29 protein-coding genes are annotated in these 22,093 nt (G+C 49.2%); 11 read left to right on the top strand and 18 right to left on the bottom strand.

Going from position 1 to position 22,093, the window contains the following annotated elements:
* Position 1: 1 nt before the first annotated feature.
* The 7 genes from U8U68_RS08705 to U8U68_RS08735 form a co-directional block, all read right to left on the bottom strand.
* The gene (locus U8U68_RS08705; protein WP_322200423.1) at positions 2 to 853 is read right to left on the bottom strand and encodes a recombinase family protein; all 852 of its coding nucleotides are present in this window, start codon (positions 851 to 853) and stop codon (positions 2 to 4) included.
* Positions 850 to 2,382, bottom strand: coding sequence for a recombinase family protein (locus U8U68_RS08710; protein ID WP_322200480.1), 1,533 nt, complete (start codon positions 2,380 to 2,382; stop codon positions 850 to 852). The genes U8U68_RS08705 and U8U68_RS08710 overlap by 4 nt, the downstream gene beginning before the upstream one ends.
* 71 nt (positions 2,383 to 2,453) lie before the next feature.
* Positions 2,454 to 2,603 (bottom strand): hypothetical protein, encoded by a 150-nt coding sequence (locus U8U68_RS08715; RefSeq protein ID WP_322200424.1) that lies wholly within the window; start codon positions 2,601 to 2,603, stop codon positions 2,454 to 2,456.
* Positions 2,600 to 2,983 carry a recombinase family protein gene (locus tag U8U68_RS08720; RefSeq protein WP_322200425.1) on the bottom strand — a complete coding sequence of 128 codons (384 nt, stop codon included), beginning with the start codon at positions 2,981 to 2,983 and terminating at the stop codon, positions 2,600 to 2,602. Before U8U68_RS08720 ends, U8U68_RS08715 begins: the two co-directional genes overlap by 4 nt.
* A gap of 476 nt (positions 2,984 to 3,459) precedes the next feature.
* The gene (locus U8U68_RS08725) at positions 3,460 to 3,879 is read right to left on the bottom strand and encodes an RNA polymerase sigma factor (RefSeq protein WP_322200426.1); all 420 of its coding nucleotides are present in this window, start codon (positions 3,877 to 3,879) and stop codon (positions 3,460 to 3,462) included.
* Positions 3,880 to 4,171: 292 nt separating this feature from the next.
* Positions 4,172 to 4,768 (bottom strand): accessory gene regulator ArgB-like protein, encoded by a 597-nt coding sequence (locus tag U8U68_RS08730; RefSeq protein WP_322200427.1) that lies wholly within the window; start codon positions 4,766 to 4,768, stop codon positions 4,172 to 4,174.
* Positions 4,765 to 4,920: a cyclic lactone autoinducer peptide gene (locus U8U68_RS08735; protein WP_322200428.1), complete on the bottom strand. Its 156-nt coding sequence runs from the start codon at positions 4,918 to 4,920 to the stop codon at positions 4,765 to 4,767. The genes U8U68_RS08730 and U8U68_RS08735 overlap by 4 nt, the downstream gene beginning before the upstream one ends.
* Positions 4,921 to 5,188: 268 nt before the next feature.
* Here U8U68_RS08735 and U8U68_RS08740 point away from each other — a divergent pair, with 268 nt between their 5' ends.
* The 8 genes from U8U68_RS08740 (at position 5,189) to U8U68_RS08775 (ending at position 12,589) form a co-directional block, all read left to right on the top strand.
* Positions 5,189 to 5,518: a helix-turn-helix domain-containing protein gene (locus U8U68_RS08740; protein WP_166545080.1), complete on the top strand. Its 330-nt coding sequence runs from the start codon at positions 5,189 to 5,191 to the stop codon at positions 5,516 to 5,518.
* Positions 5,519 to 5,567: 49 nt separating this feature from the next.
* A complete protein-coding gene (locus tag U8U68_RS08745) occupies positions 5,568 to 6,284 on the top strand; it encodes a LytR/AlgR family response regulator transcription factor (RefSeq protein WP_166545079.1) in 717 nt (238 codons plus the stop codon).
* Positions 6,284 to 7,588 carry an ATP-binding protein gene (locus U8U68_RS08750; RefSeq protein ID WP_322200429.1) on the top strand — a complete coding sequence of 435 codons (1,305 nt, stop codon included), beginning with the start codon at positions 6,284 to 6,286 and terminating at the stop codon, positions 7,586 to 7,588. The genes U8U68_RS08745 and U8U68_RS08750 overlap by 1 nt, the downstream gene beginning before the upstream one ends.
* Before the next feature lie 407 nt (positions 7,589 to 7,995).
* Entirely contained in the window at positions 7,996 to 8,337 is a 342-nt protein-coding gene (locus U8U68_RS08755; protein ID WP_322200430.1) for a hypothetical protein, read from the top strand.
* Between the two features lie 155 nt (positions 8,338 to 8,492).
* Positions 8,493 to 9,842, top strand: coding sequence for a hypothetical protein (locus U8U68_RS08760; RefSeq protein WP_322200431.1), 1,350 nt, complete (start codon positions 8,493 to 8,495; stop codon positions 9,840 to 9,842).
* A 1-nt stretch (position 9,843) separates the two neighbouring features.
* Entirely contained in the window at positions 9,844 to 10,710 is an 867-nt protein-coding gene (locus U8U68_RS08765) for a carbohydrate ABC transporter permease (protein ID WP_322200432.1), read from the top strand.
* Positions 10,707 to 11,480, top strand: coding sequence for a carbohydrate ABC transporter permease (locus tag U8U68_RS08770; protein ID WP_322200433.1), 774 nt, complete (start codon positions 10,707 to 10,709; stop codon positions 11,478 to 11,480). Before U8U68_RS08765 ends, U8U68_RS08770 begins: the two co-directional genes overlap by 4 nt.
* Positions 11,477 to 12,589, top strand: coding sequence for a hypothetical protein (locus U8U68_RS08775; protein ID WP_322200434.1), 1,113 nt, complete (start codon positions 11,477 to 11,479; stop codon positions 12,587 to 12,589). Before U8U68_RS08770 ends, U8U68_RS08775 begins: the two co-directional genes overlap by 4 nt.
* Positions 12,590 to 12,642: 53 nt before the next feature.
* Here U8U68_RS08775 and U8U68_RS08780 read toward each other — a convergent pair whose 3' ends face one another.
* The 3 genes from U8U68_RS08780 to U8U68_RS08790 are packed head-to-tail and all read right to left on the bottom strand — an operon-like array spanning position 12,643 to position 16,465.
* Positions 12,643 to 15,531 (bottom strand): exodeoxyribonuclease III, encoded by a 2,889-nt coding sequence (locus tag U8U68_RS08780; protein ID WP_322200435.1) that lies wholly within the window; start codon positions 15,529 to 15,531, stop codon positions 12,643 to 12,645.
* Between the two features lie 6 nt (positions 15,532 to 15,537).
* Entirely contained in the window at positions 15,538 to 15,978 is a 441-nt protein-coding gene (locus U8U68_RS08785; RefSeq protein ID WP_322200436.1) for a hypothetical protein, read from the bottom strand.
* A 16-nt stretch (positions 15,979 to 15,994) separates the two neighbouring features.
* A complete protein-coding gene (locus U8U68_RS08790; RefSeq protein ID WP_322200437.1) occupies positions 15,995 to 16,465 on the bottom strand; it encodes an SLOG family protein in 471 nt (156 codons plus the stop codon).
* A gap of 100 nt (positions 16,466 to 16,565) precedes the next feature.
* On the opposite strand from U8U68_RS08790, the gene U8U68_RS08795 reads away from it, so the two are divergent.
* Positions 16,566 to 16,742: a hypothetical protein gene (locus U8U68_RS08795; RefSeq protein WP_322200438.1), complete on the top strand. Its 177-nt coding sequence runs from the start codon at positions 16,566 to 16,568 to the stop codon at positions 16,740 to 16,742.
* 44 nt (positions 16,743 to 16,786) lie between these two features.
* Here U8U68_RS08795 and U8U68_RS08800 read toward each other — a convergent pair whose 3' ends face one another.
* The 6 genes from U8U68_RS08800 to U8U68_RS08825 all read right to left on the bottom strand — a co-directional run bounded on the left by U8U68_RS08800 (position 16,787) and on the right by U8U68_RS08825 (position 20,253).
* Positions 16,787 to 17,023: a helix-turn-helix domain-containing protein gene (locus U8U68_RS08800; protein WP_322200439.1), complete on the bottom strand. Its 237-nt coding sequence runs from the start codon at positions 17,021 to 17,023 to the stop codon at positions 16,787 to 16,789.
* Between the two features lie 3 nt (positions 17,024 to 17,026).
* On the bottom strand, positions 17,027 to 17,461 hold the full coding sequence (locus U8U68_RS08805; RefSeq protein WP_322200440.1) for a hypothetical protein: 435 nt from the start codon (positions 17,459 to 17,461) through the stop codon (positions 17,027 to 17,029).
* A gap of 117 nt (positions 17,462 to 17,578) precedes the next feature.
* Positions 17,579 to 18,292 (bottom strand): helix-turn-helix domain-containing protein, encoded by a 714-nt coding sequence (locus U8U68_RS08810; RefSeq protein WP_322200441.1) that lies wholly within the window; start codon positions 18,290 to 18,292, stop codon positions 17,579 to 17,581.
* 100 nt (positions 18,293 to 18,392) lie between these two features.
* Positions 18,393 to 18,647, bottom strand: a complete 255-nt coding sequence (locus U8U68_RS08815; RefSeq protein WP_322200442.1) for a hypothetical protein — start codon at positions 18,645 to 18,647, stop codon at positions 18,393 to 18,395.
* Complete coding sequence (locus U8U68_RS08820; RefSeq protein ID WP_322200443.1) at positions 18,644 to 19,726, bottom strand: M56 family metallopeptidase; 1,083 nt, start codon at positions 19,724 to 19,726, stop codon at positions 18,644 to 18,646. Before U8U68_RS08820 ends, U8U68_RS08815 begins: the two co-directional genes overlap by 4 nt.
* Complete coding sequence (locus U8U68_RS08825) at positions 19,723 to 20,253, bottom strand: hypothetical protein (protein WP_322200444.1); 531 nt, start codon at positions 20,251 to 20,253, stop codon at positions 19,723 to 19,725. The genes U8U68_RS08820 and U8U68_RS08825 overlap by 4 nt, the downstream gene beginning before the upstream one ends.
* Positions 20,254 to 20,393: 140 nt before the next feature.
* Between U8U68_RS08825 and U8U68_RS08830 the strand changes: the two genes are divergently transcribed.
* Complete coding sequence (locus tag U8U68_RS08830; protein ID WP_322200445.1) at positions 20,394 to 20,705, top strand: helix-turn-helix domain-containing protein; 312 nt, start codon at positions 20,394 to 20,396, stop codon at positions 20,703 to 20,705.
* 137 nt (positions 20,706 to 20,842) lie between these two features.
* The gene (locus tag U8U68_RS08835; protein ID WP_322200446.1) at positions 20,843 to 21,391 is read left to right on the top strand and encodes a helix-turn-helix domain-containing protein; all 549 of its coding nucleotides are present in this window, start codon (positions 20,843 to 20,845) and stop codon (positions 21,389 to 21,391) included.
* 5 nt (positions 21,392 to 21,396) lie between these two features.
* On the opposite strand, the gene U8U68_RS08840 is transcribed toward U8U68_RS08835, so the two are convergent.
* Positions 21,397 to 21,648, bottom strand: a complete 252-nt coding sequence (locus tag U8U68_RS08840; protein WP_322200447.1) for a hypothetical protein — start codon at positions 21,646 to 21,648, stop codon at positions 21,397 to 21,399.
* Positions 21,632 to 22,084 (bottom strand): YolD-like family protein, encoded by a 453-nt coding sequence (locus U8U68_RS08845; protein WP_322200448.1) that lies wholly within the window; start codon positions 22,082 to 22,084, stop codon positions 21,632 to 21,634. Before U8U68_RS08845 ends, U8U68_RS08840 begins: the two co-directional genes overlap by 17 nt.
* Between the last annotated feature and the right edge of the window lie 9 nt (positions 22,085 to 22,093).

Raw genomic sequence — 22,093 nt, forward strand, 5'->3', positions numbered from 1 at the left:
TTCATTTTTTCCTTTCTGTTACGATATGTCTATTCTGCAATTCCAGCCCCAGCGAACCGTCTGGACGCAGCAGTATTCTCCTGACCGTGCGTTGGAACAGCTCTCTCTGAAAATCCAGGGATGGTTTGGACTTTGCGAAGTCAGCCATGAGCCTTGCCGTGATAGACTCCCGGCTGTCAATGGCCTGGTAATTCGCCGCCCCGATTTCAAATACCATCTTGATGAGCTCACCCTCGCTGGCCTGCCTACTGTCCAGCGCACGGTGAAACTCGTTTAAGAGACGCTTGCTTTCCAGGATGCGCACTTCCGGGGCAGGATCGTCCGGGGAGGCAGTGTCAGGCGTGTTAATCAGGGTGTTCATGATAGTGATAACCTGTGCCTTGAATCCATCATCCGACGGCCTCACCGACCAGCCGCAGTCCGGGCATTTCCAAGAGACCGGCTCGGCGGACCGGGAATCTGTTCGGCGGGTGACCTTTTTGCCGCATTTGGCGCAGACTGTAAGCTCTTTAAACAGCTTGGTGTCATCGTCTATGGTGAGCTTGTTGGTATTCGTCTGCTCCTTTTTGAGATTGGCCGCTACAAACTGTTCTCTTTGGATGAGGGCTGGGTATTCGTCTGAACCGATATACCTGCTGTTCTCCAAAATGCGCTTGATGCGGGCCTTGTCCCAACTCGTCTTTCCGGGGCTGTACTCCAACTGCCGGTGGGTCAGGTCCTCCGCTATCACCTTGAGGGAATCTCCGGCGCAGTAGCGGTGGAATATCTCCCCCACGATCTGGCTCTCGTCGGGGTGGGGGACCGGCTGTCCGGCCTCAAACTTGTATCCGTAGGGAATGTAGCGGTTACTCATGATGGGATTTCCTCCGTAAGCTCCAGACCGCAGTGCAGCCGGAAGGTCAGTTTATTGCCTGCCGTGGGGATGATTTTCTCTACTATCTCGTCAAATTGGTCAATGTCAAACTCTGTGGGCACACCCGGCCAACTGGAAAGAATGGCCTGCAATTCCTCCAGCTTTTCCATAGCTGAGTGGGATTGCAGGCCATGTAGTTTTTTGTTTCGCTCTGCTGACAGCTTTTTCCGCTGGGAGGTAAGGCTTTCGTTCTGGATACGGAACTCGTCCGGGCTGATGAAACCCTTGCTGCTGAGTTTTTGCAGAGTGAGGGATTTGTCATTAAGAGCGGCGATGGATTGGTTCAGCTCGAAGAGCTTGGTTTCGACAGTATTTTGACAATACTCTACTTCCATCAGCAGCCCACAAATCCCCGAAAGCAGTTGTTCATAGCAGAGAAATAGTTTTATGTTGAAATTTGCAATTGTCGTGCATATCGTTTCTTCTCTAAAGCGATAGGGCGAACAGGTGTCTGAGCCGTTCGCTCTATTGGGACAAATCCAATAAGATTTATCATTCGCTTGTAAGTGCCTAAAGAATCTGCCACAATCAGGGCATACTATTTTGTGCGTAAATATATGTCTCTTACGATTCGAATTACCGTTTTTGGATTTTAGCATAACCTGTGTGAGCTCAAAATCTCTTTTTGATATAATTGGAGGGTGTGAATTTGCAACATAGTATTGTGGGCATTCGCCTCTATTTTTCCGTTTATAGTGCTTTAGAGAATCAGCCGTATAATGTTTTTGCAGTAAAGCATCGCCAATGTACCTCTCGTTATCTAAAAGCTGACGAACCGTTGAATACAGCCACTTTCTTCCGTGATGTGCCGTGATTCTTTTTTCATTCAGCCTCATAGCTATCTTTCCTATACTCTCGCCAGAAAGATATAATTTGAAAATATTTCTAACAATTTCTGCTTCTTCTGGGACGATTTCAAGTTGACTGTTAGATAACTTGTATCCATATGGAGTACGTGTTCCGAAAAATGTGCCGTTCTCCATTCTTTTTTGATAGCTCCACTGTATGTTCCTAGATATTGACAGGCTCTCCTCCTGCGCCGCCATAGCGTACATGGTGAGCTGCATCTCTCCAAGCACCTGGGAGGTATCAAAGCCCTGCTCCTCAAAAACAACGACCACGCCCAAGTCCTTCAGCTCGCGCGTGGTCTCTAACAGCTCTGTTGTATTTCTGGCAAACCGGGACACGGATTTCACCAGCACCCGCTGGATCTTCCCCTCCCGGCAGTCTGCCAGCATCCGCTTGAACTCGTCCCGCTTGTCGATGCTGGTGCCTGTTATGCCCGCATCGGCATATAGGTCGTACAGCTCCCAGTCGGGGTTGTCGTTTATCAGCTTGGTGTAGTAAGCAATTTGAGAGTGATAGGAGTTGAGCTGGTCCGCTGAATCAGTGGATACCCTGCAGTAAGCCGCAACGGATTCCTTTTCGCTGGGCAGTACTATGGGGTCTATTCTCTGCACCTGCAGCATCTCTGTCACTCTCCTTTCGTCTGGTTACCAACACACTACCACACCCGGCCCCGAAAATCCATTCACGAATGTCACCGAATGTACTCCCGGTCAGGGTGCAGGATTTCGGCGTTGTACCTACTGGCCCGCGCGCGTTCTTCTTCGTTGATGGCTCCCTGTTCCACCAGGAAATCCAGGGCCTTTTGCAGAAGATAAAACTTGACGTTATTCTCTTGGTTCATAGCATCTGCCCTCCCATCTCTATATTATCGGCGGCTTGCTCCGCAAGCACATCCGGCAAGGTGCAAATATTCTCTCTTACAAGGCACAGTCCTTTCCCGCACTGTGAAAGCTCCTGGCCTATCTGGAGTATCCCGCGAATATCCCCACCGAATCGGGAAATACTGACCGCCGCCAGCACATCGAAGGTGTCCTGTTCTACGGCGTTGTGTACCAGCTCCAGCAGTTCATCTCTGCCGTTGCCAGTCACCAACGTTGTTCCCACAATCGTCAAATCATGCTCAGCGCAAAAGCGCTCCAGCTCCGTCTTTTGCAGTGCCAGATGGTCGCTTGCGTCTGCACTCCAGCCGTTTGCCACCCGGCAGTATAACCATGCTCTCATAACTTCACGTTCCTTTCTGTTTTTCTGCTCATGATACACAGGCGGGGATAGATACAGTTCGCCTATCCCCGTAGCGTCTATCATGAAAAATAGAAATCTGATTTTAGTTCTCTGGCCATATTTGCCCTGCGCCCCCGGCCCCGGGAATGTATCGGACGGATGCTGGCTAACACCCTCATGGTGATCTCAACCCCGCGCGGTTCTCGCCCGGCTGCCCCCATTGCGTGAGTCTGTGGCTGGACAGAAGTTCTCAGCCTCCTGCTGGTCCTCGCCGGGATGGGGCCCGCCTATCCCCTGGGCCAATCGGCCCGCTGGCTTGCAGTCAGAAGGTGATGTATCCGATACATTGCGTATTTTGTTGTCAAAGTCCGCAAGAGCTACAGAGGGCGTTTCCGGGGTGAATTATGGCCTTTTGGCATCCCCGGAAAATGTCCCTCTATATATTCCGTACATTTTCGGGGCTAAAATTGCCCCCCTCAAGAAAATTTCTCGCATATTTTTCTGAGGGCAACTTCTCCGCGCTCTATACTCCGGGATATTGTTGCTGGGTTACAGCCTTCTGAACGGGCAATTTCAGCCTTGCTCATACCCAAAAAGTAGTAGGCAATAAGGCGTGACCGCTGCTTTTCCGGCAAGGACTGCAAACCCTTATATAGAAGCTCTCTCATATTGCTCTGCTCCAGAATTTCCTCCGGGAGCGGTCCTTCTGCCGGGAACTCCCGAATCTCATTCATCAGTTCCAGCGAGTACATGGCCTTGTGGCGGTATGTACGGATGCGCAGAGCATCCTCGGCCCGGGCAAGCTCTTGCAGGAGGTCAGCCACCTCATCGGGAACTTGTACCATAACATCGTGAGTGTAGTTCGGGTAGTATTTCCGCAGATTAATTTCTTTCATTTTGCTCTCTCCAATCTGATTTTTGTTGTTGTGAACCAAAATCAGATTGAAAAGGCGGGGAGCGGCAGCGGGGTCGGACCGTAAAAAAGGGCATAAAAAGAGCCTGTATGCATTTCCTGGATTTATCCAGAAAGTGTATACAGGCTTCTTTATGATTCTGAAAGGCTAGGACACAAGAGGAAAGGCCCGGCCACTGCTGAAAAACGCAGTGGTCAGGAAGATGGCTTTAGCAAAACAGGATTGAATTGGCGAAAAGATAGGAAACCGAAAGTATCAATACCCATTTTGCTGATTATTGTCCCTCCCTTTCATGGTAACGCTTTTTGAGAAAAAGGCATGGAAACTGGAGCGCTGCCGAGAGAATTAGTCCAGAGCCAACCGAAACAGCCGCCCAGGTCTGATGAAAAGCCGTCAGCACAGCGCATATGGCAATGGTGATCATGGATAGAACGATGGTAATTTTCTTAAAGACCTTCTTTTCGTTCTGCGTCAGCCTCCGGCCCTCTGAATCTATGGGGCTGAACACAATAATTTGAGCAGCCGCAAGTAGTAGCACCGCACACCACCAGCCATATCCCGATGTATCAAGGACCAAGCGTATTCCTAACAGGAATGCGGTTAATACTAAGGTTGACACGATGCCGCAGAGCACAGAAGACTGGAAGTGGAACCCTCCGCAAAACTTGCGGATCAAGATAAAGGGGATAATCAGCAGAATCCCCTCTACAACCATGTGGAGGAACATGCTGATAATCAGCACCAGACCCAAAGGACACAGAGTGAAAAGAAAACTGTAGATGCCGTACTCGTAGAGTTCCACGTCACTAGCAGAAATGGCTCCTGCCTGCAGGAGCCATTTTGCAGTGACGGCGGCTAACCGCTTGATCACTTGAGCTTGCTGAACCGGCGCAGGGTCTCGGGGGCTTTGGGCTGGAATACAACGCAAGAAGAGGCTGAATTGGCGCCCACAAACAGTACTGCAGATAAGAAAAAAGCGGTAAGCCCAGCAAGACGGGAAACGGCAGCTTTAATAGTTGTCATTGAGATGACCTCCTTGTTATATGATAAATTTATTATAATACATCTCAGCAAAAAAAGATAGGGCCTTTGCATGAACGGTTAATAATCAATTAAAAATGGTATTTTTTGGAGAAAAAAGCCAAAATACACTTGTTTGAATGTGAAAGTTCGTTATAAAACAAGAAAAAGCAAAAAGCACACATTGCAGTGTGTAGTTAAATTATAATTTGTCGTTTTCTCATTCCAACCATGCTAAAATATGTGTATGCCTTTAGGAAAGGAGAAACTAATGGAATTCAATCGAGCTGAGGTGGGTCGCAGGATAGCAAAGCGGCGTAAGGAATTGGGCGTAAAACAAAATGTGCTTGCAGAGAAACTGGGGTATCATAAAAATCATCTCTCCGGAATTGAACACGGTCGGATTGCTCCGAGCATGGATTTGTTTGTAGGAATATGCAAGGAACTAAATGTGTCTCCGAACTACCTACTAGAGGGTGCCATGCACCCAGAAAATGTTCCTCTTGACATTGTGGCTGACATAAACAGATGCAGGGATGAGGATAAGGAGGTCATCGCAGAAATCGTTAAAATCTACGTTGACAAAGCTGAAAAAACGTGACATCCATGCACAAATAAGGTATAATATATCTTGAGGAGGGATGTCTCCAATGAGGATAGTGTTCTGTGATGACGATGTAACCGTTATGGATAAGCTGGAGAAGTATCTTCGGGCATATTTCAGTGAGAATAAATTGAAACAGCCTGAGTACGAAGCTTACATCAATGGAGAGGAATTACTGAATTCAGACAAGAGAATTGATATAGCTTTTCTTGATGTGGAGATGCCAGGTATAGACGGTATCACAGTTGGAGCTAGGTTAAAGGCCCGGTTTCCCTATGTGAAAATCATAATACTTACGTCATTTTCGGACTACTTGGACGAAGCTATGAAATTTCATGTGTTTCGCTACTTATCAAAGCCGCTTGAGAAAAGTCGCTTATATAGAAACATGAAAGAGGCATTGTATCAAATCAGTGTTGATACAAAACCTGTGTTGATTGAAACCGCCGATGAGTCCGTCACAAGATTTGCCGATGAAGTGATTATGGTAGAGGCAAACAAGCACAAGGTGAAAGTTTTTACTGTGGATAAGGTATACGATTCCGTTCAACCGATGAAACATTGGGAAACTCTTTTGGAAATAGGAAGTTTCTACCATACCCATCGCAGCTACATTGTAAATATGAAGTTTGTTCGCTCCTTCGATGCAACTACACTCAAGATGGGTTCACCAAGCGGTGAGAACCATCGGGCGTATATGGCCCGCAGAAAGTATCCAGGATTCAAGAGTGCATATGTGCGGTTTCTGGAGGCGATGAAATAATGCAAACAATCACCTTTATCTGTGTCTACTTAGTAGAGGGGATAACTGCTTGGCAGTATTTTTCCTCCCTGTTTATTCCGAAAAAGAAGCCCATCATACGAATTTCGCTATTTATACTTGGGTATGCACTCGGTTGTCTGCTATTCAATTTATCTATAATTTGGATTAATACAATTTTCTTTACCCTGCTCAATTTATTACTGCTTAAGTCTTTCTATATTTGTTCCTGGAAAAGCTGCATTTATCATACTGTGTTGCTGACTTGCCTTACTTTAGGCACAGAAATTCTCGTGGAGTTTCTCCTTGGAATGCTTTTCGGAGGGGCTGAGAAATATCAGGACAGCCTTCCAATTCTAGTTTTTCTCTGTGTTTTTAGTAAACTACTCTATTACACACTGACAAAACTGTGCATCCGCCTTTCACCCAAATCATTGACAAATATACACGATGCAGGCCCCATCGCGCTTTTGCTAGGCAGTTTCTCGTTTTCAACGATTTTCATTCTGCTCATTATGGCGTACTCAGCGCTGTATTGTAATTTGCCGCCCTTTATTGAAACCTTGATGATGGTAGGAGCGCTGATCCTTCTTCTTTCTGCCTTGGCAATATTTGCAGGATATCAGTATAGTCAGAAGCTTAATAAGGAGAATCTAGAACTCCAGTTGATAAAGCAGAAGGATCAGGTGGAAGGAGAATATTTCAGTGCTCTTGAGGATCAATATGAACGTCAGCAGGTCCTGCTCCACGATTTACGGCGGCATCTTACTGCCATCAAAGAATTTGCGCTGGAGAATGAAGACCAACAGGTGGTGCACTATGTCTCCAATTTACAAAACCTCCCAGCGCTTCAGCGAAAGCTGAAATATTGTGAGAACCTAATGCTAAATGTGGTTCTAGCCCGTTATAAGGAACTAAGCGATGAGAAAGGCATCCAGTTTTCCGCAGATGTCCGAGATGTAGATATGGATTTTTTGGCGCAAAACGACATAACCGCTCTGTTCGGGAATTTGCTGGAGAACGCTGTGGAGTCTGCTGAAAATTCAGAAAAGCCCTATATTGAGCTTATAATTGGCTCCAACGGAGATACACATTCTGATGCTAAGCTCTTTGTTTCCCTGACAAACTCCTGCGACAATGAGCCACTTAAAGACAGTGCCGGTAATTTTCTGACACACAAACTAAACAAGGAGTGGCATGGAATGGGGCAGAAAAGTATTAAGAGAGCCGTGAAGAAATATGGCGGTACTTTAGAACACCAATATTGCAAGGAAACTCATCTGTTCCACACGTCCATTTTATTTTGAGAAAGTACACTGTGATATGAACACCCCCTTTTTGACCATGCTTGTCAAAAAGGGGTGCTTTTTTGCAGAAAACCCACTGCTTTCTAGGGCTCCCGGCGCTTTAACACACTAAAAATAAATCGATACAAGAATACTTATATACCAAAATATGCCGTTTTTTAACCGTTCGTGCAGAGCTACTTGAAAAGGAAAACCGCTTGTGCTAAACTATGGGCAGTTGAACGAAACCCGAACCGCAGACCGGTTTTCATTCAATCAGCGCTGGCCAGCGTGATTTTCTAAAGGAGTTTGAGTCGCGTCTCTGCGGGAGCGTTTCGACTCCTGTCCGCCCCGGCACTTGTGCGTGGGATATAAACATAAGGCAAGTCTTTTGCTTGCGTGATATCAGAAGAAAGGAAGTCATCAATATGACAAAAAGATTTGTTTCTCTGCTCATGGCTTTGATGCTGATTATTGGCATCTTTGCAGTACCGGCTTTGGCGGCCCAAGGCGATGACGGCATCGAGCCCCATACAAGAGTTTGGTGTGCGAACTGCGGAGCCCTTGATGGAAATCAACAGTATCGGTGGGATAGGGTTGACTGGAGCGACCGTACCGTGGCCTGTACAATGGGCGCGGGCGGATGCGGCGGCGATTATACCGCAAGGAAGTATACGGGACTTCGGTGTTCAAGCTGCCTCTATGTGTATAATAGTAAGCACGTTGATACTGGCAAATTTTGCCCTGGCTTTGGCGGCTATTACTATTAAAATATAGCCCGATATATAAAGGGCGCATGGCCATTCTAGTCTTTCTATAAAAAACTGCATATACACATAATTAAAACAAAAATGGAAAGCATTGGGCAGAATCCGATTAGGCACACGATTGATTCTGCCTATATGCTATTTTGGGAGGTTTAACGATGAAAACAAGGATTACAAAAAGAATAATCCATGCTCTTTTGTTGATTAATGCTCTTTCCGTTTTTACATTCTTCTATGGATGTGAAAGTATGGAAAATAAAAGTGAGGAGAAAATTGATTCAACGTCTTCTGAAGGTTCTCCTATGGAAGTCCTCGAAATCTGCATTGACTCTCAGATCGATCCTTCTGTAATGGAATCGAGTTTTCTCGAATCAATGGAGTTGGTTCCCGGTTATCAAGAAGACTTTACCGTAAGCGTTTCCAGCCTTCCGGGGGATGTAGTTTTGTCAGAACAGGATTTGAACAATAGGGAAAACGCGCTTGTACGAATTAAAACGGAAATAATGGCCGGCGGCGGGCCGGATTTATTTATATGCGTTTGCCCCAGGCCGAGCTATGGCACAGAGCGGACAAATCGTAAAGGACTATTTCCCTATCCCGAATCAGCTATGGAGTCAAATCTCTTCCTTGATTTAAGCGCAGTTATTTCACAATCGAAATTGATTGAATGGGATAACCTGGTTCCACAAATAATGGATGTCGGAAAGTACAAAGAGAATCAATTTATACTACCCTTGACCTATACATTTGGAATAACTGGCTTCGAGCGTAATTTGCACAAAATGGCAAGCGTTTCTCCGATGACACGATTTGACCAGCTCAACAGTAAGAATGGTAGCATCCGGCAGGCTGGCCATACAAATGAAATTTTTTCCGTATTTGGTAGAATCGCGGACTATGAAAATGACATCTTAACTTTCACAGAAAACGACTTATTGACCTGCATAAAGGATTATTGGAAACCGTTGGATTTATCAGAGGATGAATTTCCTGATACTCCCGCAGGACTCATGGTTGGGTTGCCAAATATGCTAAATGACAAAGGAAAGATGAGGTTTGGGCAAAATTCCCCTGAATATATTTTTATCCCACAGTACAACACAATCAGTGGTGTTACCGCATATATAACGTCATTTATAGCAGTTAATCGGAATACGCAGTACCCGAAAGAGGCACTCGCCATCATTGAAATCCTCATGAGTAAGGAAGGGCAGCAGAACGCCCCATTGTATGGTGACTTGTACGGGATGCCCACCCACATGGAAGTTGGTAGCGAGGACTCACCTGCCTATAGCTCTTACGGTCCATGGTATATGAACGATGCAAATTTCAATGAGTTTTGCAAGTTGCGTGGCCAAATAAACGCGGTTAACTTCTTCACTCCATTGGAGGCGGAAATCGACAAAATGCTGTGGACCTGTTATGAAACCGAACTGACAGATGTCGAAATAGAAGAGCTTGTATCAGACTCTTACCGTGTTATGACTATGATGATTGGGGAAAGCTGACATGATATTCCGTTTTAAACTTTCTCTACAAGGCTACCTCCTAATCACCCCCCTCCTCCTCGGCTGCCTCCTATTCTACGCCATCCCCTTCGTGCTGGTGGTGCAATACTCTCTCAGCACCGGCAGCGGCGGGGCCAGCAATTTCATCGGCTTCATCAACTACCAGGATGTGAGTGCCAACGGCATGTTCACCCTGGCCTTTGGCAACACCATGCGCTTTCTTGCGGCGGCCCTGCCCCTCATCATGGTGCTGGCCTACGCCATCGCCCTGCTCATGCAGAAACACGCCAACAAGCATAAACTGCTCAAATCCGTGTTCCTGTTCCCCTACATCATGCCGGTGGTGGGCGCGGTCATTCTGGTGGAACTGCTCTTTGCCGACAGTGGCCTAATTCCCAGCATTGCCAATGCCCTGGGCCTGCCCCTGGTAGACTGGTTGGGCGGACCCGCGGCGTTTGGCGTGGTACTGCTGCTCTATCTCTGGAAGAACACCGGTTACAGCGTGATTCTGCTGCTGGCCGGGCTTGTTACCATCCCGGAGGAGCAATACTCTGCCGCCGATCTGGACGGAGCCTCCGACTGGCAGAAGTTCTTCTACATCACCACGCCGCAGATGTGGTACTCGGTGTTCTTCGCCATCATCTTCTCGCTGATCAACGCCTTCAAGTGTTTCCGGGAGATTTTCCTCATCGGCGGCACCCATCCCAACGAAAACATCTACATGCTCCAGCACTTCCTCAACAACAGCTTTGAGAATCTGAATTACGCTAAGCTGTCCGTGGCCTCGGTGCTGCTCTTGGTTGTGGTTCTGGTAGTATTTGCCGTGTTCTACGGGTTCGTTCGCAGGAAGGAGGCGTTCCGGGCATGAAGAAAACTTACAAAATCAGCGAGGCAATTGCGCTTTTATTGGCAGCTATTTCTGTTTTACCCTTCTGTTATGTGTTGGCGCTCAGCTTTCTGCCTGCTGGCGGCGGCATCACATTTGACTATTATTACGATGTGTTCCTGGGTTCGCCCCAATACCTGCTGCGGTTCTGGAAAAGCATGGGCATCTGCCTGTGCATCGTGGCGGGACAGCTTGTGGTATCCGTACTGGCGGGGTACGGGTTTGCCAAGTGTGAGTTCAAGGGACGGGACACCATCCTTTTCGTGCTCATGATTCTCATGGTCCTGCCCCTGCAGGTTACCTTGGCCCCCAACTACATTATGCTTGACAAATTGGGCCTGCTGGATACCTACTCAGCCCTAATTCTTCCGTCCATCTTCATGCCCCTGGGCACGTTCATCCTGACCCAGAGTTTCAAGTCCGTCAGCGACGACATCATTGACGCCGCCAAGTTGGACGGCTGCGGTCTGTTCCGTCTGCTGACAAAAGTCATCCTGCCCATGAACACCAGTGGGCTGGTCTGCGTCACGCTGCTGTCGTTCTTAGACGGATGGAATATGGTAGAACAGCCCATCGCCTATATCAAGGACTTTCTTCGCTACCCCCTCTCGGTGGCACTGGCATATGTGCCGCCCGCTGACCCGACGTTGCAATTGGTCTGCTGTATTCTGGTGGTGCTGCCGCCCCTGTTCCTGTTTACCTATTTTAACCGGGAACTGGTGGAGGGCATCGTCCTGGCGGAGGTGAAATGATGAGGAAGATAGACAAAAACGACCCGTATGAGAAGTATTTGTTTAGTGACCGGCCGCCCTGGAAACCCACCACACTAAAGCAGAAAGCCTTGTGGGTATCCGCCCTGGTCTTTTGGCTGATTGCCGCCTGCACCCTTTTCGCTGTTAAAAATCAGGAGCTGATGACCCCGCAGGTTACCACTGTGAGTGCCGAAAACAGCTACAACTCAGGTTCCCCGGCAAAGCTGCCTCTTGACTGCCTGCAGTTGGACAGCGAAGGTGGGATGCACCTTTACGAGATTTATGAGGGTACCGGCTGGGAGGCTGGGGTGCGGGTCCGGGAGGTACAGGGGTTCTCCTTGGACGAAGACAATGTACTCCTGGACAATGGCGGCTGGGGGGAGTATGTCCAGTATGCCTCAAAGACTCTGACCGATGGCGAGCTGGTGGAGGTGATTCGGGGCGGGGAAAAAGCCGCTGACCACTGGCTTGCCGTGTTCCCGGAGGACGCGCCGGAGCCAGATCATCTCCCTAGTGGCGTGGAGATCGTGGCCCAGGACGGCAACGCCCTACTGCTGTCCGTGGAATCTGACCAGCAGCCCTTCATGGAGGGCCGGGCCAAGAGCCTTGTGCCGGAGCTTTCCGGGGCCAGGATCTATAGCTTGTCTGCCATGGAGCAGTTCCAGGGCAATTTCATCTGCATGGGCCTGCTGCTCATGATATTTGTCATCCTGTTCTGGATGTGGGGCTACGCCTGGTATGAGAATCAGCTTGACAAAAGGTATCCCCGGATGTGGCCCATGAGCGTTGGCATCAGCGTGGTGCTTTTGGGCGGCATAGCGGTGATCCTGCACTTTGTGAACCTGCCCTCCTCCCTGTTGCCGCCGGAGCAGATCACGGACCTGTGGTATTACGGCCACGATTTTGGCCAGGCTTTCCCAGCCCTGGAGCGCTTTGGGGAGCAGTTTGAGAGAGGGAACCGGCTGGTTATAATGCAGACGGTCGCACTCTTTTGCAGTCTTGGGTTTATGGCCGTGGGCGCGGGGATCGGCTACCTGATTGCGCGGGTGGAAGAGTTTTATATGGAGGAGATCTGCGTTAAGAGGATGCGCCGGGGGGAATGGCGGTAACTGACGGAGGATGAAAAAGGGGAGGACGCCGCAATTTTTAGCGGCGCCCTTTTTTACAGCCCATACTTTTTCTTAACATACTGGAGAAAATGCTCGATCTCATATTTCGCCTCATCGGGGAGTTTTCTTGCCGTTACCCACTTCGGGATGACAACGTGAGCCGTTCCTTCCTCCTGCCTGTGAAACGTCGCCTTTTCCCGCTCAAAGTCCAGCTTGAACAGCTTATAACCCTCCGTCACCCAAGCCTCCGCCATGGCGTTCTGGTCGGGCCGGGTGTACCAGCGGGAGGTGTGCTTTCTTGCCGATGGGGATAGATCGCGGCCCAGGATCGTTTCAATCTCCTTAAATTTGAGGGTGATAGAGGCGTCGTTCTGTTTTGCAAACCATTTTTTCAAAGGCATGAACGGCCAGTTCGACCGTAGCGGACCAGGGGCTTTCTCTCTGGCATCCGGGCCGAGGGCAGTGGTCATCTCCTGCGCTCCATCCACCAGTTCCCTGTGAGTGTAAACGCTGACGTCTCCCAGCACTTCATGAACCGTCAGCTCGTTAGGTCTGCACAGCTCATGCACATAGGCAAAATTGGAGGGCAGCGCGGGGCCTGTCGGGTCGATCAGCATCACTTCTCTGGGGTGGTCCGGCAGAATCGGCCTGCCGCAGTAGTAGCAGCGGCCTTGCTGGCGTTTCCATACTTCTTGATATTTTCCGGTTGCCCCAACGATATTTTTTCGCTCATGGCGGCTCTGAAAGTATTCTATATCAATGTAGGGATTTTTGTTCAGCAGAATTTTCTCGTAACACTCCACCAGCAAAGTTTCAGAAATCTTTCGGACACGCACACTCCTGTTGTGGGGCAGACTGTATACCGATTTTCCCTTTGAATCTGTGTACCAATACTTTGCCCGTAGTTTCGGCGGGTTCATCCGAGGGTGCCGGGCCAAAGCCGCTTTCCACAGGCAGCTCTCCACCAGTTCATCAATCTCCCGGAACGCGGCCCTAGCGTTAGAGTAGTGGTGATAGGAGGCCCAGCCGGAGAGCTTGCGGTTGATAGAGTCTATCAGGTTCTTCTGAGAGCGATTGTGGGTGAGTATCAGCTCCTGCAAACCGGCCTTGATCCGGGCTACCGCCGATTGTGAGGGTGTGAGGTGTATATGACCGTTTTCCTTGACGTAATGTCGGGAGATGAAATCAAAGCCCTGATAAACGGAAACCACCTTTGTTTTTTCTTCTGAGACCTGCAGACCCCGCTCCGCCAGAAAACTCCGGGTGATTCCTACCATCTTCTCAGCGTCCTCTCTGCTCTTTGCTGACAGGAAAATGTCGTCCGCAAACCTGACAAGATTTCCGTTCGCGTAATCAGAAACAGGCATACCATTATATAAGTGCTTGTATATGTACCCTTGCAGCCCGTCCAGTACATGATTTGCCATCATGGGCGAAAGGTTGGCTCCCAGCGATATGCCGGATTCTTCTTCCGGAAACAACTCCCCGGCAAACACATGACCGGCGCGAAGAAATTCTCCCAACACTTTCTTATCCATAGGAATATGCTCCATAAGCCAAGTACGCTGTATGTTTGAATAATATGCCTTTACATCTATGACAGCAACCCACTTGGGCGGATTTAGCCCCTGCAGGACTTCCAGAATGTAAGCGTGAGCGTCCAGTGCTGAACGCCCCACTCGGAACGCAAAGGACTTCTTTTCTCCCCAAGCCTCCAACACCGGGGCCAGGGAAAAGCCGTAAAGTATCTGCATGGCCCGGTCAAAGTAGGTGGGAAGGCCATAGGTGCGCTCCCTGCCGGTTGGCTTGGACTTTACCTTAATATCCCGCAAGGGCTGGGCGTGGTAGTTCTTGGAGGTCAGCATGAGCGCGGCCCGCATTTTCTCTCCAGGCGTTTTCCACTTGATACCATCTACCCCCGGCCCGGAATCGCCGCTGCACACCTTTCGTACTGCAAGCTGCTTGATTTCTGTCCGGCGGACTAACTGCATTTGCAGTGCCTTTATCTTCTCGCCGTCCCGCTGCTGTGCCGCCAATGCTATCACCTTTTGCAGGCTCGCCAGTATCTGCTCTGCGGCTGTCCAGTCCGTTTCCTCCCACAGCTCCCCCAGGAACGCATCGGGGAAGTCAATGGAGGGCCGCATGGCGCGCAGCTTGGAGCAATCGAACTTTTCCCCGGCCACATAGTTCAAGTGGATTTTCAGCTCAATGGGGCAGTGGTCAGAGCCGAAAATCTCCGTGTGATGTTCCACCCCGTGGATTCGTTTCGCCAGATTCCGGTCAACAAGAAAGTAATCCAGCCGCCAGCCATCATTCTTTGAACGCTTGTCAAAACGCTGGCTCCACCAGGTATAGGCCCCTTCCTGGTCAGGGTGCAGGAGCCGGAAAGCGTCCACGAATCCGCTGTCTAACAGGGTTTCCAGATTGTCCCTCTCCACTGAAATATATCCCTTTTCCTGGTCCTGGATGCGGGTGTTTTCCGGGAACACGTCTATGGCGCTGCGGGTGACATTGAAGTCCCCGCATATGATGACCGGCTTGTATTCTTTCAGTTTCTGTACGAAAACAAACAACGCCTCGTCCCACCGGCCGCGGTAGGCCCGACGTTCCGGGCTGTCCTGCGCGTTGGGGACATAGGCGTTGATAATATAAAATGCCTGGTATTCAAGTGTGATGATGCGGCCCTCCCGGTCCAGGCTCTCTTGGCCCAGGCCCATCCGCACATCCAGAGGTTCTTCCTTTGCCATCGTCAATACTCCGGCGTAGCCCTCCCGCTTCCCGGTTTCCCAATAGTGGCGGTATCCCGGCAGCACTTTAGGGCGGCGGTTGGTCCGAACCTCTTGCAGGCACAGGATGTCCGGCTGCAATGCCTCTATCGGTTCAAACCCATTTTTGTCTATGCAGGCCATAAGGCCGTTGACGTTCCAGCTTATGATTATCACAAGTCCTCACTTCCTCGTTGGATATAAGGTGATGATCCTCCCCTTTGCCGGTATAGCACAATCCTTACTTTTATGGTTGTCCTTTCTTTGCGCATATTCCAATATAATTTCATCCAATTTGGCAAGCTGCTCCTCCCTTTCGTACTTATTCATCCCGCGCAGACTTCCGCCAAAGCACTTGTCCATAGCCGCCGGATCGGAATACTCTCTCCAAATTTTGACCCATTCATCTGCTGAATCTGTTGTGCCTATATACAGCGGTTCCCCACCCCAGCTATCGTAAGCCAATAGCTGGCCTTTGGATTCCATAAGACGCAGGGTTAGCCTGCCTAAAGCTGGGAAATGCAGAATTTTCTTTTCAATCAAGTCACCCAAGGTGAATGGAGTTTGCTCCCTCCAATAGTCCTTTAGTATTTTCCGCTGGGTGAATGTAAGGAAATGTTTCATGCAGTATCCACCTTTCTTAGGCCATGTTGATAATGGCAAGTCCATGAGTTCGCGCATAGTTGACTGTGTATGCTGTCCCGCCCGTGTTCTGCATCTGATAGCAGACACAGACACTGCTGCCATCTACCAAATGCCGGTTGCGTTTGTACATACACCCTGACGTGTACTCCTGGCTGACATATTTTACCTTGTTTGCCCTGCGCTTGATTTCTTCATATCGTGCCACATCTTCAGCTTTCCAGCCCTTTGTCTGATTCAAACATGGCAAAACTAAAATCAACCGCATATTTTGCAAGCTGCCATCCCGCAGGCGTAGGACTGTTTCGGCTGCGAGGGCATCAAATCCCAAAGCACCCCCAGCGCGATAGTTAATAATACCATTATTATACAGCTTTATTATAGTCTGTTCCAGCTTTTCTTCTATCAAGGCGTAATCTTTTTCTGGTATGTGTCTGTGGCCGGTAAAACAACAGATTTTTTCACGCATGGTTAGCTCCTTCTGTGTATTCTATTTTGAATATCGCAATTAGAATATATCCATAATATACCAAATGGGATATAATCTTGTCAAGAAGGAGGAGGGTGCCATGCCTAAATTTGTTCCGAGAAAACCGGAGAAGGAAGTAATTTCCATGCGCATTGCCGTTGACACCCTCCGGGAAGTCGATGAAAGGGCCTCTGAATATGGACTGAGCCGAAACGAGCTGATGAATCAAATGATTGATTTTGCCCTTGCGAATATGGATGATGTTTCCACAGAGTAGCGTATAGGCAGAAAGCGCCGGTTTCCCCGGCGCTTTCTTGCATTTCAATCTATGAACTGCTCTGGATTAAAGAACAAAGAAGGTTCCACGCCGAAGACTTCAGCTATCTTCTTTACTTTACCCAAATCCGGGCAGACTTTGCCCGTCTCATAGTACACATAGCTAGTGCGGGATATGCCCAGTTTTTTGGCTGTTTCCGATTGGCTTAGGCCAGCATTCTTGCGCTGCATGCGCAGCATTAGACCCAAATTCGTTTGAAATTCTGATTGATAATGCTCCATTTTTTACGCCTCCATTCTTATGTTTTTTAGGGCCTCTTGAATCTCCGGCAGCGCCTTTATGTCCTTCACACTGTCCCTAGGGCACCAGGCATAGAATACTACTGAGATACCCTCCGAGACAATAAGCCGGCACTCGTAATAGTCGCTTTCACTGTCATGATAAAAAACCTCATGTCCCCTCATCCCATTGTGCAAAATTTGTGCTATGGGCGAGTAGGGGACAAAGGTTGAACTCTCGTCTGTAAAAAGAGTCTCCAGGTCCGCCCGTGGGTCATCTTCATCGTCTACGAAAATTTCAAACCATAGATTATATTTTTCCAGCCAGGCCGTAAGCCCATATTCAAAGGATGCGGCTGCCTCGGTTTCCAGGCATGCTCCTTCCGGCAGCCGGAACGATACGCCGCCAGCATGAAAGCTGCCATTTTTGTATTTAAGCATGAAATCCCCCTTTTTTCTATAACGCAAATTACATTTGCTATTTAAGTCCATTTGGACTACCGAACAGCTTGCGGATTGCTCACACGCTGGACGAGTAATGCCGCCTTTGCCTAATCATCACCGGTTTAGATAATCGGCCATAGCATAGATAAATTCCACCGGCATAGGCTTTTCTACAACCTCATGTTTTACAATGCGGCTGTAGACCGGCGGGTTCTCAGTAAACCCCCAAATATTACTGACCATACGTTTCAATTCACGGTCTACCACTGCCGGATCTGCTTTTTCGTTAGCTGAAACCCGTTCACATATTTCAAGCGTAGTCAAGCGTTCCGGCAAATCAATCACAGCCTCGCGGATGGCGCTCACCAGGAATGGATAACCCTTGTAGGTTTTCTTGATGTTGAATTGTTTCAGCGCATCCTCTACGTTGCTTGAAATCTTGTCGTGAGTCTTGGCAAGGAAGTTTGTTTTCAGCCTATGGGCTGCTATCATCTGCTTTTCTTCTTCACTCAAATCACCCAGCTTTTGGGGGTCCACAGTAGGCATGTGGCGGACTCGCTGCCGGGCCGTTTCGAGGTTCGCATACTCATCCGGGTGAAGAAAGGACTCCGGCGGGATTTGGAAGATCGCGCCCAGTTTCAGCAAGGTCATTATGTCAGGGCAGATTTTCCCGGTTTCGTAGTTGGTGTAGGTGGCCCGGTTCACACAAAGCATGGCCGCTATATCGCCTTGGGTAAAACCGCAGAACATGCGAACCGAGCGCAGCATCCTTTGCAGGTTGTGCTTATACGCCGTTTCCTGTGTTAGGTTTATCTCAGCTAACGTCAAGTTTATTCACCTCTCTTTGTATAAATTAAGGCGGAAGCGGTCCCCTCTTAACTTGGCCACACTTCCGCCTTTATGTTTACTTTCCGCCGTATAGGAGCAATCATACCTGCGTTCCGATGGTGATCCAGTAGGGGTCAACCCAATAGCCACGGGTTTCGTTCCACCGGCGTTTCTGCAGTTTGCCCTGATAGGCCCGGTACTTGGTGACGATTACATCCGCATGGGGCTGAATGTCAGTGCCAGCGGCCTGCGCTGCGAACTGCTCTATGGCTGCAGCCTGTGCGGTAGCTGTCATTGCGGAAACGGCAATCATCACCGAGAACAGGATTGACAGGAGCTTTCCGGCTTTTTTCACGATAATGCACCTCCTTCTTTATATATGGCAGAAGTTTCCTCCTGCTGTATTGCTGCTATCTCGGATGCGGAAACAATAAAGTTTCCGCTCTCCGTGCGAAAAATATAGCTGCCGTCCTCTTGCTGTTCTATGACGCCCTCATGGATAGCGTATTGCCGATAATCAGCGCTCTCCGGCTGATAGGCGGGCTGCAAAAGAATCAGGTAACTCATTAGCAGGGCCAGCGCAACAATGGCTGTCACAAGATGGCGCGCTGTTCCAGCTCCGGCATCTCTGTATAGGATAAGGTAAAATCGGCTTTTCAGGGACGCCGACGCGAACTGGCGGGTCGGGCTGGGATACCGGCTGGCAAATTCCAGCAGAGTCCGGCAATAATATCGTTTGGCGCTGGGGCTGGCCGATTGCAGGGCCTCTGTGTCGCAACGATGGTCACACAGCCTGACAGCTACCGCACGGCAAATCAGAACACTGGGGTTCCACCAGAACAGGACGCAAATCAGGCAGAGGGCAAAATCCAGCAGGCCGTCGTGGTGCCTGACATGGGCATATTCATGCCGGAGAATATAATCAAGCTGCTTATGGGTGTAGCTGGTATCAGGCAGCAAGATGGTTTCGCGCCAAAATCCAATGACACAAGGCGTGAAAACCCTTGGGGTGAAAGCCACCCGCAAGCCAGATATGCCGTGCTTCCGGCAAAACCGCTGTATTCGGTCATCGTCCGTAACGGGCAGATTTCTCGCCGCCCAAAGTCGAACGGTGTATTTGGGGAGCCATAGGACAAGTCCCAATACTGTCCCCGTAAACCAGATTTCAAAAAACCAGGTCTCTGGTGTGGGCGAACCTGCCGCCCGGTCGATGAGCTTATGCAGGCGGTTCAATGTGGCTGCGCCGACTTCCTTGGTGACCTGCAGCTCTACCGGCAGGCAGCACCGGGCCAGCGCTGCGGCAGTGAGCACCACCAGCGGGGTCACCCCAAACCGGCAGAGGAACCATCTGCTCCGGCTCAGAGCGGACAGGCCCAGGGCCATCAGCCCGCCCCACAGAATACTGTTGAATATGGAATGGATGGTCACGGTCATTTTTTCTTGGAATCCTCGATTAGCTGTTCTAAGTCTTCTTTCTGTTTCTGGCTGATACTTTGGGTGAAACACAATGAGGAGGATAAACGATAGGAACTAGTGCTGGGGTTTGTTCCCCCCTCTTGTTTACCAGCGGAAAAATAATACGTTAACCATTTGGTGTAGCGTTCCAGACAGTCAAGTTTGAGGTTCCTTTTCTGCCATATTTCAAGATAGCGGACATAAAGGGAATACAGCGGGGTCCCTTTGAGTTTATACGCGAAATGACACTTCCTGATCAGTTGTACAAACTTCTTGTCCTGTACTGGCCCCTTGACTAAAGAATCCATTGATATGGAAAGCACATTACATATCCTGACTATTTGGCTTACGGAGGGTTCTGGCCCCCTGTCCCGCAAAAAGCTCGATAGCGCATGGGCGGGAAAGTCTGTCAGGTCGGCAAAGGCTTCTTCCGTCATTTCATTGGAAAAAAGGTAACTGCGAATCTGATAGGCCAATTCATAACTGCTAATATCTGAGAGTGTCACCCTTATGCCTCCTGTATAAAAACTTAATTTCTTCTGCAAGACGCAAAACACAGCATAAGCGTATTTTGCGTTTGTGTATGCCTTAAAATAACTGTACAATACTTATCGTATAGACAGTACCATACAGGAGGAAACAGGAAATGCGAAACCTAAAGCATCTTAGGCTTGAAAAGGGTCTAAACCAGTTTGAAATGGCAAGCGAACTGGATATGCCGCAATCAACCTACCAGCAGTATGAGGCTGGAATAACTGAGCCGAGATTTTCAACTGTGATACAGATTGCGGATTACTTCAATGTGTCTATCGACTACCTGATTGGCCGGACAAACGTCCGAGAACCATGGGACAGGTCGGGGGACAGAGTTTCTGCCGAGATTGCCTGTCTACGAAACCCGAAAGCGCGGCAGGCACTGCTTACTCTGCTTCGGGAGATTCGTTCAGACGAGCTTTGAGATACTTCCTCACCTTTATAATACACCACTAAAATAGTAATGTCAACCGGGAATCTAATTATAATTCAGTTATTTCGTTTCTCAATGCCAACTGTTATACTAAAATCGTAGTAACACTGGCTGGAGGTAAAGGGACGATGGTAAAAAACTTACGGATGCTCAGGGAGGACATGGGGCTTTCTCAGGAAAAGCTGGCTTCGCTAACCGGGTTGACTGCCCGGAGGGTCTTTTCATATGAACGGGAATCCAACGAGCCGGACATAGAAACCTTGGCCCTTCTGGCGGACTTTTTCGGGGTAACTATTGATTTTCTAGTCGGGCACACAGAGGATGAGAACGAGTGCGGTCCGAGCAGCTCTCTGAATTTGACCCGGTTCGGCGTTCGTATCCGGCAGTTTCGAGAGAGCAAGGACATGGAGCGCCCGGAACTTGCCAAACGAGTGGGCGTTACCTCTGCTTATTTGGGGCTGATTGAAAACGGCGGGAAGATACCCAAACTGGAAACCTGCCTTAAAATACTCAATGCTTTGGGGATGTCTGCGGACGCAGCTTTTATGGACAATCTTGATGCTGCCGTCCCTCAAAAGGCCAACTTGCTGCAGAGCAAAATTGCCGCGCTGCCCCCAGAAAAACAGCGGTTTATACTGAATCTTCTGGAATCCATGATTGAGGCCATACAGGAGTAATCTGGCTAGGTTTTCATTTCCACAAACCACTTCCCGCAGTCCTCATAGAGAAAGGTTTCTTTCCCTTTGACCACCACCGTGTAACGGTTGGCAATCTCTAAAGTGGAAAGCGTTTTCACTTTTGTTACGCCTTTCACATCCTCCACGTCAAAGGTAGGCCCGGCTATAATGATGATTTTCTGCGGCCGTACACTTCCGTCAATATGGTGGGTGGCTATCACCTCCACATACTGCTTGCGCCTAGTCTGGCCCATCATAGGGGTTCACCTCCACTTCACCGGCACATTCGGGAATATCATCCCCCTCCAGTCCGATGATGTCCGAACATGGGATATAGGCAGCGGAGAGGACAATGGCTTTTTCCTGCAAATCGATTGCCTCCACCGTCCCGGTTTCGGTGATATAAGTTCCTACCTCTGTGTCACCTATCATCTTCTCCATACGAAAATAGGTGATGGTAACTTTTGTTCCAGGCTGCACCATATGCAGCTTGCGGTCCAGCAGCTCCTGGGCGTCGTCCAAAAGGCTGGCCCTGACAGTGAGCTGCCGCTCCACCTGCTTGGCGAGCAGGGCTAAATCAAATCCCCGCAGTGCGTCAAAACTGCTGAACAGCTTGGCCCGGTTTCCCAAGTCCATTTTTGGATGGGAGGACAGGGGCCGTTCCATATGGATGATGTCCGTGTAGTCGTTCATTTTGTTCGC

Source organism: Acutalibacter intestini, from assembly GCF_034334985.1.
In the GTDB taxonomy this organism is placed as follows: Bacteria; Bacillota; Clostridia; order Oscillospirales; family Acutalibacteraceae; genus Acutalibacter; species Acutalibacter intestini.

Bases quoted from the DNA above. Each gene is read 5' to 3' on its own strand.
- U8U68_RS08760 (WP_322200431.1), top strand. From the start codon at position 8,493: ATGAAAACAAGGATTACAAAAAGAATAATCCATGCTCTTTTGTTGATT.
- U8U68_RS08705 (WP_322200423.1), bottom strand. From the start codon at position 853: ATGAGTAACCGCTACATTCCCTACGGATACAAGTTTGAGGCCGGACAG.
- U8U68_RS08805 (WP_322200440.1), bottom strand. From the start codon at position 17,461: ATGCTTAAATACAAAAATGGCAGCTTTCATGCTGGCGGCGTATCGTTC.
- U8U68_RS08800 (WP_322200439.1), bottom strand. From the start codon at position 17,023: ATGGAGCATTATCAATCAGAATTTCAAACGAATTTGGGTCTAATGCTG.
- U8U68_RS08750 (WP_322200429.1), top strand. From the start codon at position 6,284: ATGCAAACAATCACCTTTATCTGTGTCTACTTAGTAGAGGGGATAACT.
- U8U68_RS08820 (WP_322200443.1), bottom strand. From the start codon at position 19,726: ATGACCGTGACCATCCATTCCATATTCAACAGTATTCTGTGGGGCGGG.
- U8U68_RS08785 (WP_322200436.1), bottom strand. From the start codon at position 15,978: ATGAAACATTTCCTTACATTCACCCAGCGGAAAATACTAAAGGACTAT.
- U8U68_RS08710 (WP_322200480.1), bottom strand. From the start codon at position 2,382: ATGCTGCAGGTGCAGAGAATAGACCCCATAGTACTGCCCAGCGAAAAG.
- U8U68_RS08720 (WP_322200425.1), bottom strand. From the start codon at position 2,983: ATGAGAGCATGGTTATACTGCCGGGTGGCAAACGGCTGGAGTGCAGAC.
- U8U68_RS08745 (WP_166545079.1), top strand. From the start codon at position 5,568: ATGAGGATAGTGTTCTGTGATGACGATGTAACCGTTATGGATAAGCTG.
- U8U68_RS08795 (WP_322200438.1), top strand. From the start codon at position 16,566: ATGCCTAAATTTGTTCCGAGAAAACCGGAGAAGGAAGTAATTTCCATG.
- U8U68_RS08770 (WP_322200433.1), top strand. From the start codon at position 10,707: ATGAAGAAAACTTACAAAATCAGCGAGGCAATTGCGCTTTTATTGGCA.
- U8U68_RS08740 (WP_166545080.1), top strand. From the start codon at position 5,189: ATGGAATTCAATCGAGCTGAGGTGGGTCGCAGGATAGCAAAGCGGCGT.
- U8U68_RS08765 (WP_322200432.1), top strand. From the start codon at position 9,844: ATGATATTCCGTTTTAAACTTTCTCTACAAGGCTACCTCCTAATCACC.
- U8U68_RS08845 (WP_322200448.1), bottom strand. From the start codon at position 22,084: ATGAACGACTACACGGACATCATCCATATGGAACGGCCCCTGTCCTCC.
- U8U68_RS08755 (WP_322200430.1), top strand. From the start codon at position 7,996: ATGACAAAAAGATTTGTTTCTCTGCTCATGGCTTTGATGCTGATTATT.
- U8U68_RS08735 (WP_322200428.1), bottom strand. From the start codon at position 4,920: ATGACAACTATTAAAGCTGCCGTTTCCCGTCTTGCTGGGCTTACCGCT.
- U8U68_RS08775 (WP_322200434.1), top strand. From the start codon at position 11,477: ATGATGAGGAAGATAGACAAAAACGACCCGTATGAGAAGTATTTGTTT.
- U8U68_RS08790 (WP_322200437.1), bottom strand. From the start codon at position 16,465: ATGCGTGAAAAAATCTGTTGTTTTACCGGCCACAGACACATACCAGAA.
- U8U68_RS08715 (WP_322200424.1), bottom strand. From the start codon at position 2,603: ATGAACCAAGAGAATAACGTCAAGTTTTATCTTCTGCAAAAGGCCCTG.
- U8U68_RS08835 (WP_322200446.1), top strand. From the start codon at position 20,843: ATGGTAAAAAACTTACGGATGCTCAGGGAGGACATGGGGCTTTCTCAG.
- U8U68_RS08840 (WP_322200447.1), bottom strand. From the start codon at position 21,648: ATGATGGGCCAGACTAGGCGCAAGCAGTATGTGGAGGTGATAGCCACC.
- U8U68_RS08725 (WP_322200426.1), bottom strand. From the start codon at position 3,879: ATGAAAGAAATTAATCTGCGGAAATACTACCCGAACTACACTCACGAT.
- U8U68_RS08830 (WP_322200445.1), top strand. From the start codon at position 20,394: ATGCGAAACCTAAAGCATCTTAGGCTTGAAAAGGGTCTAAACCAGTTT.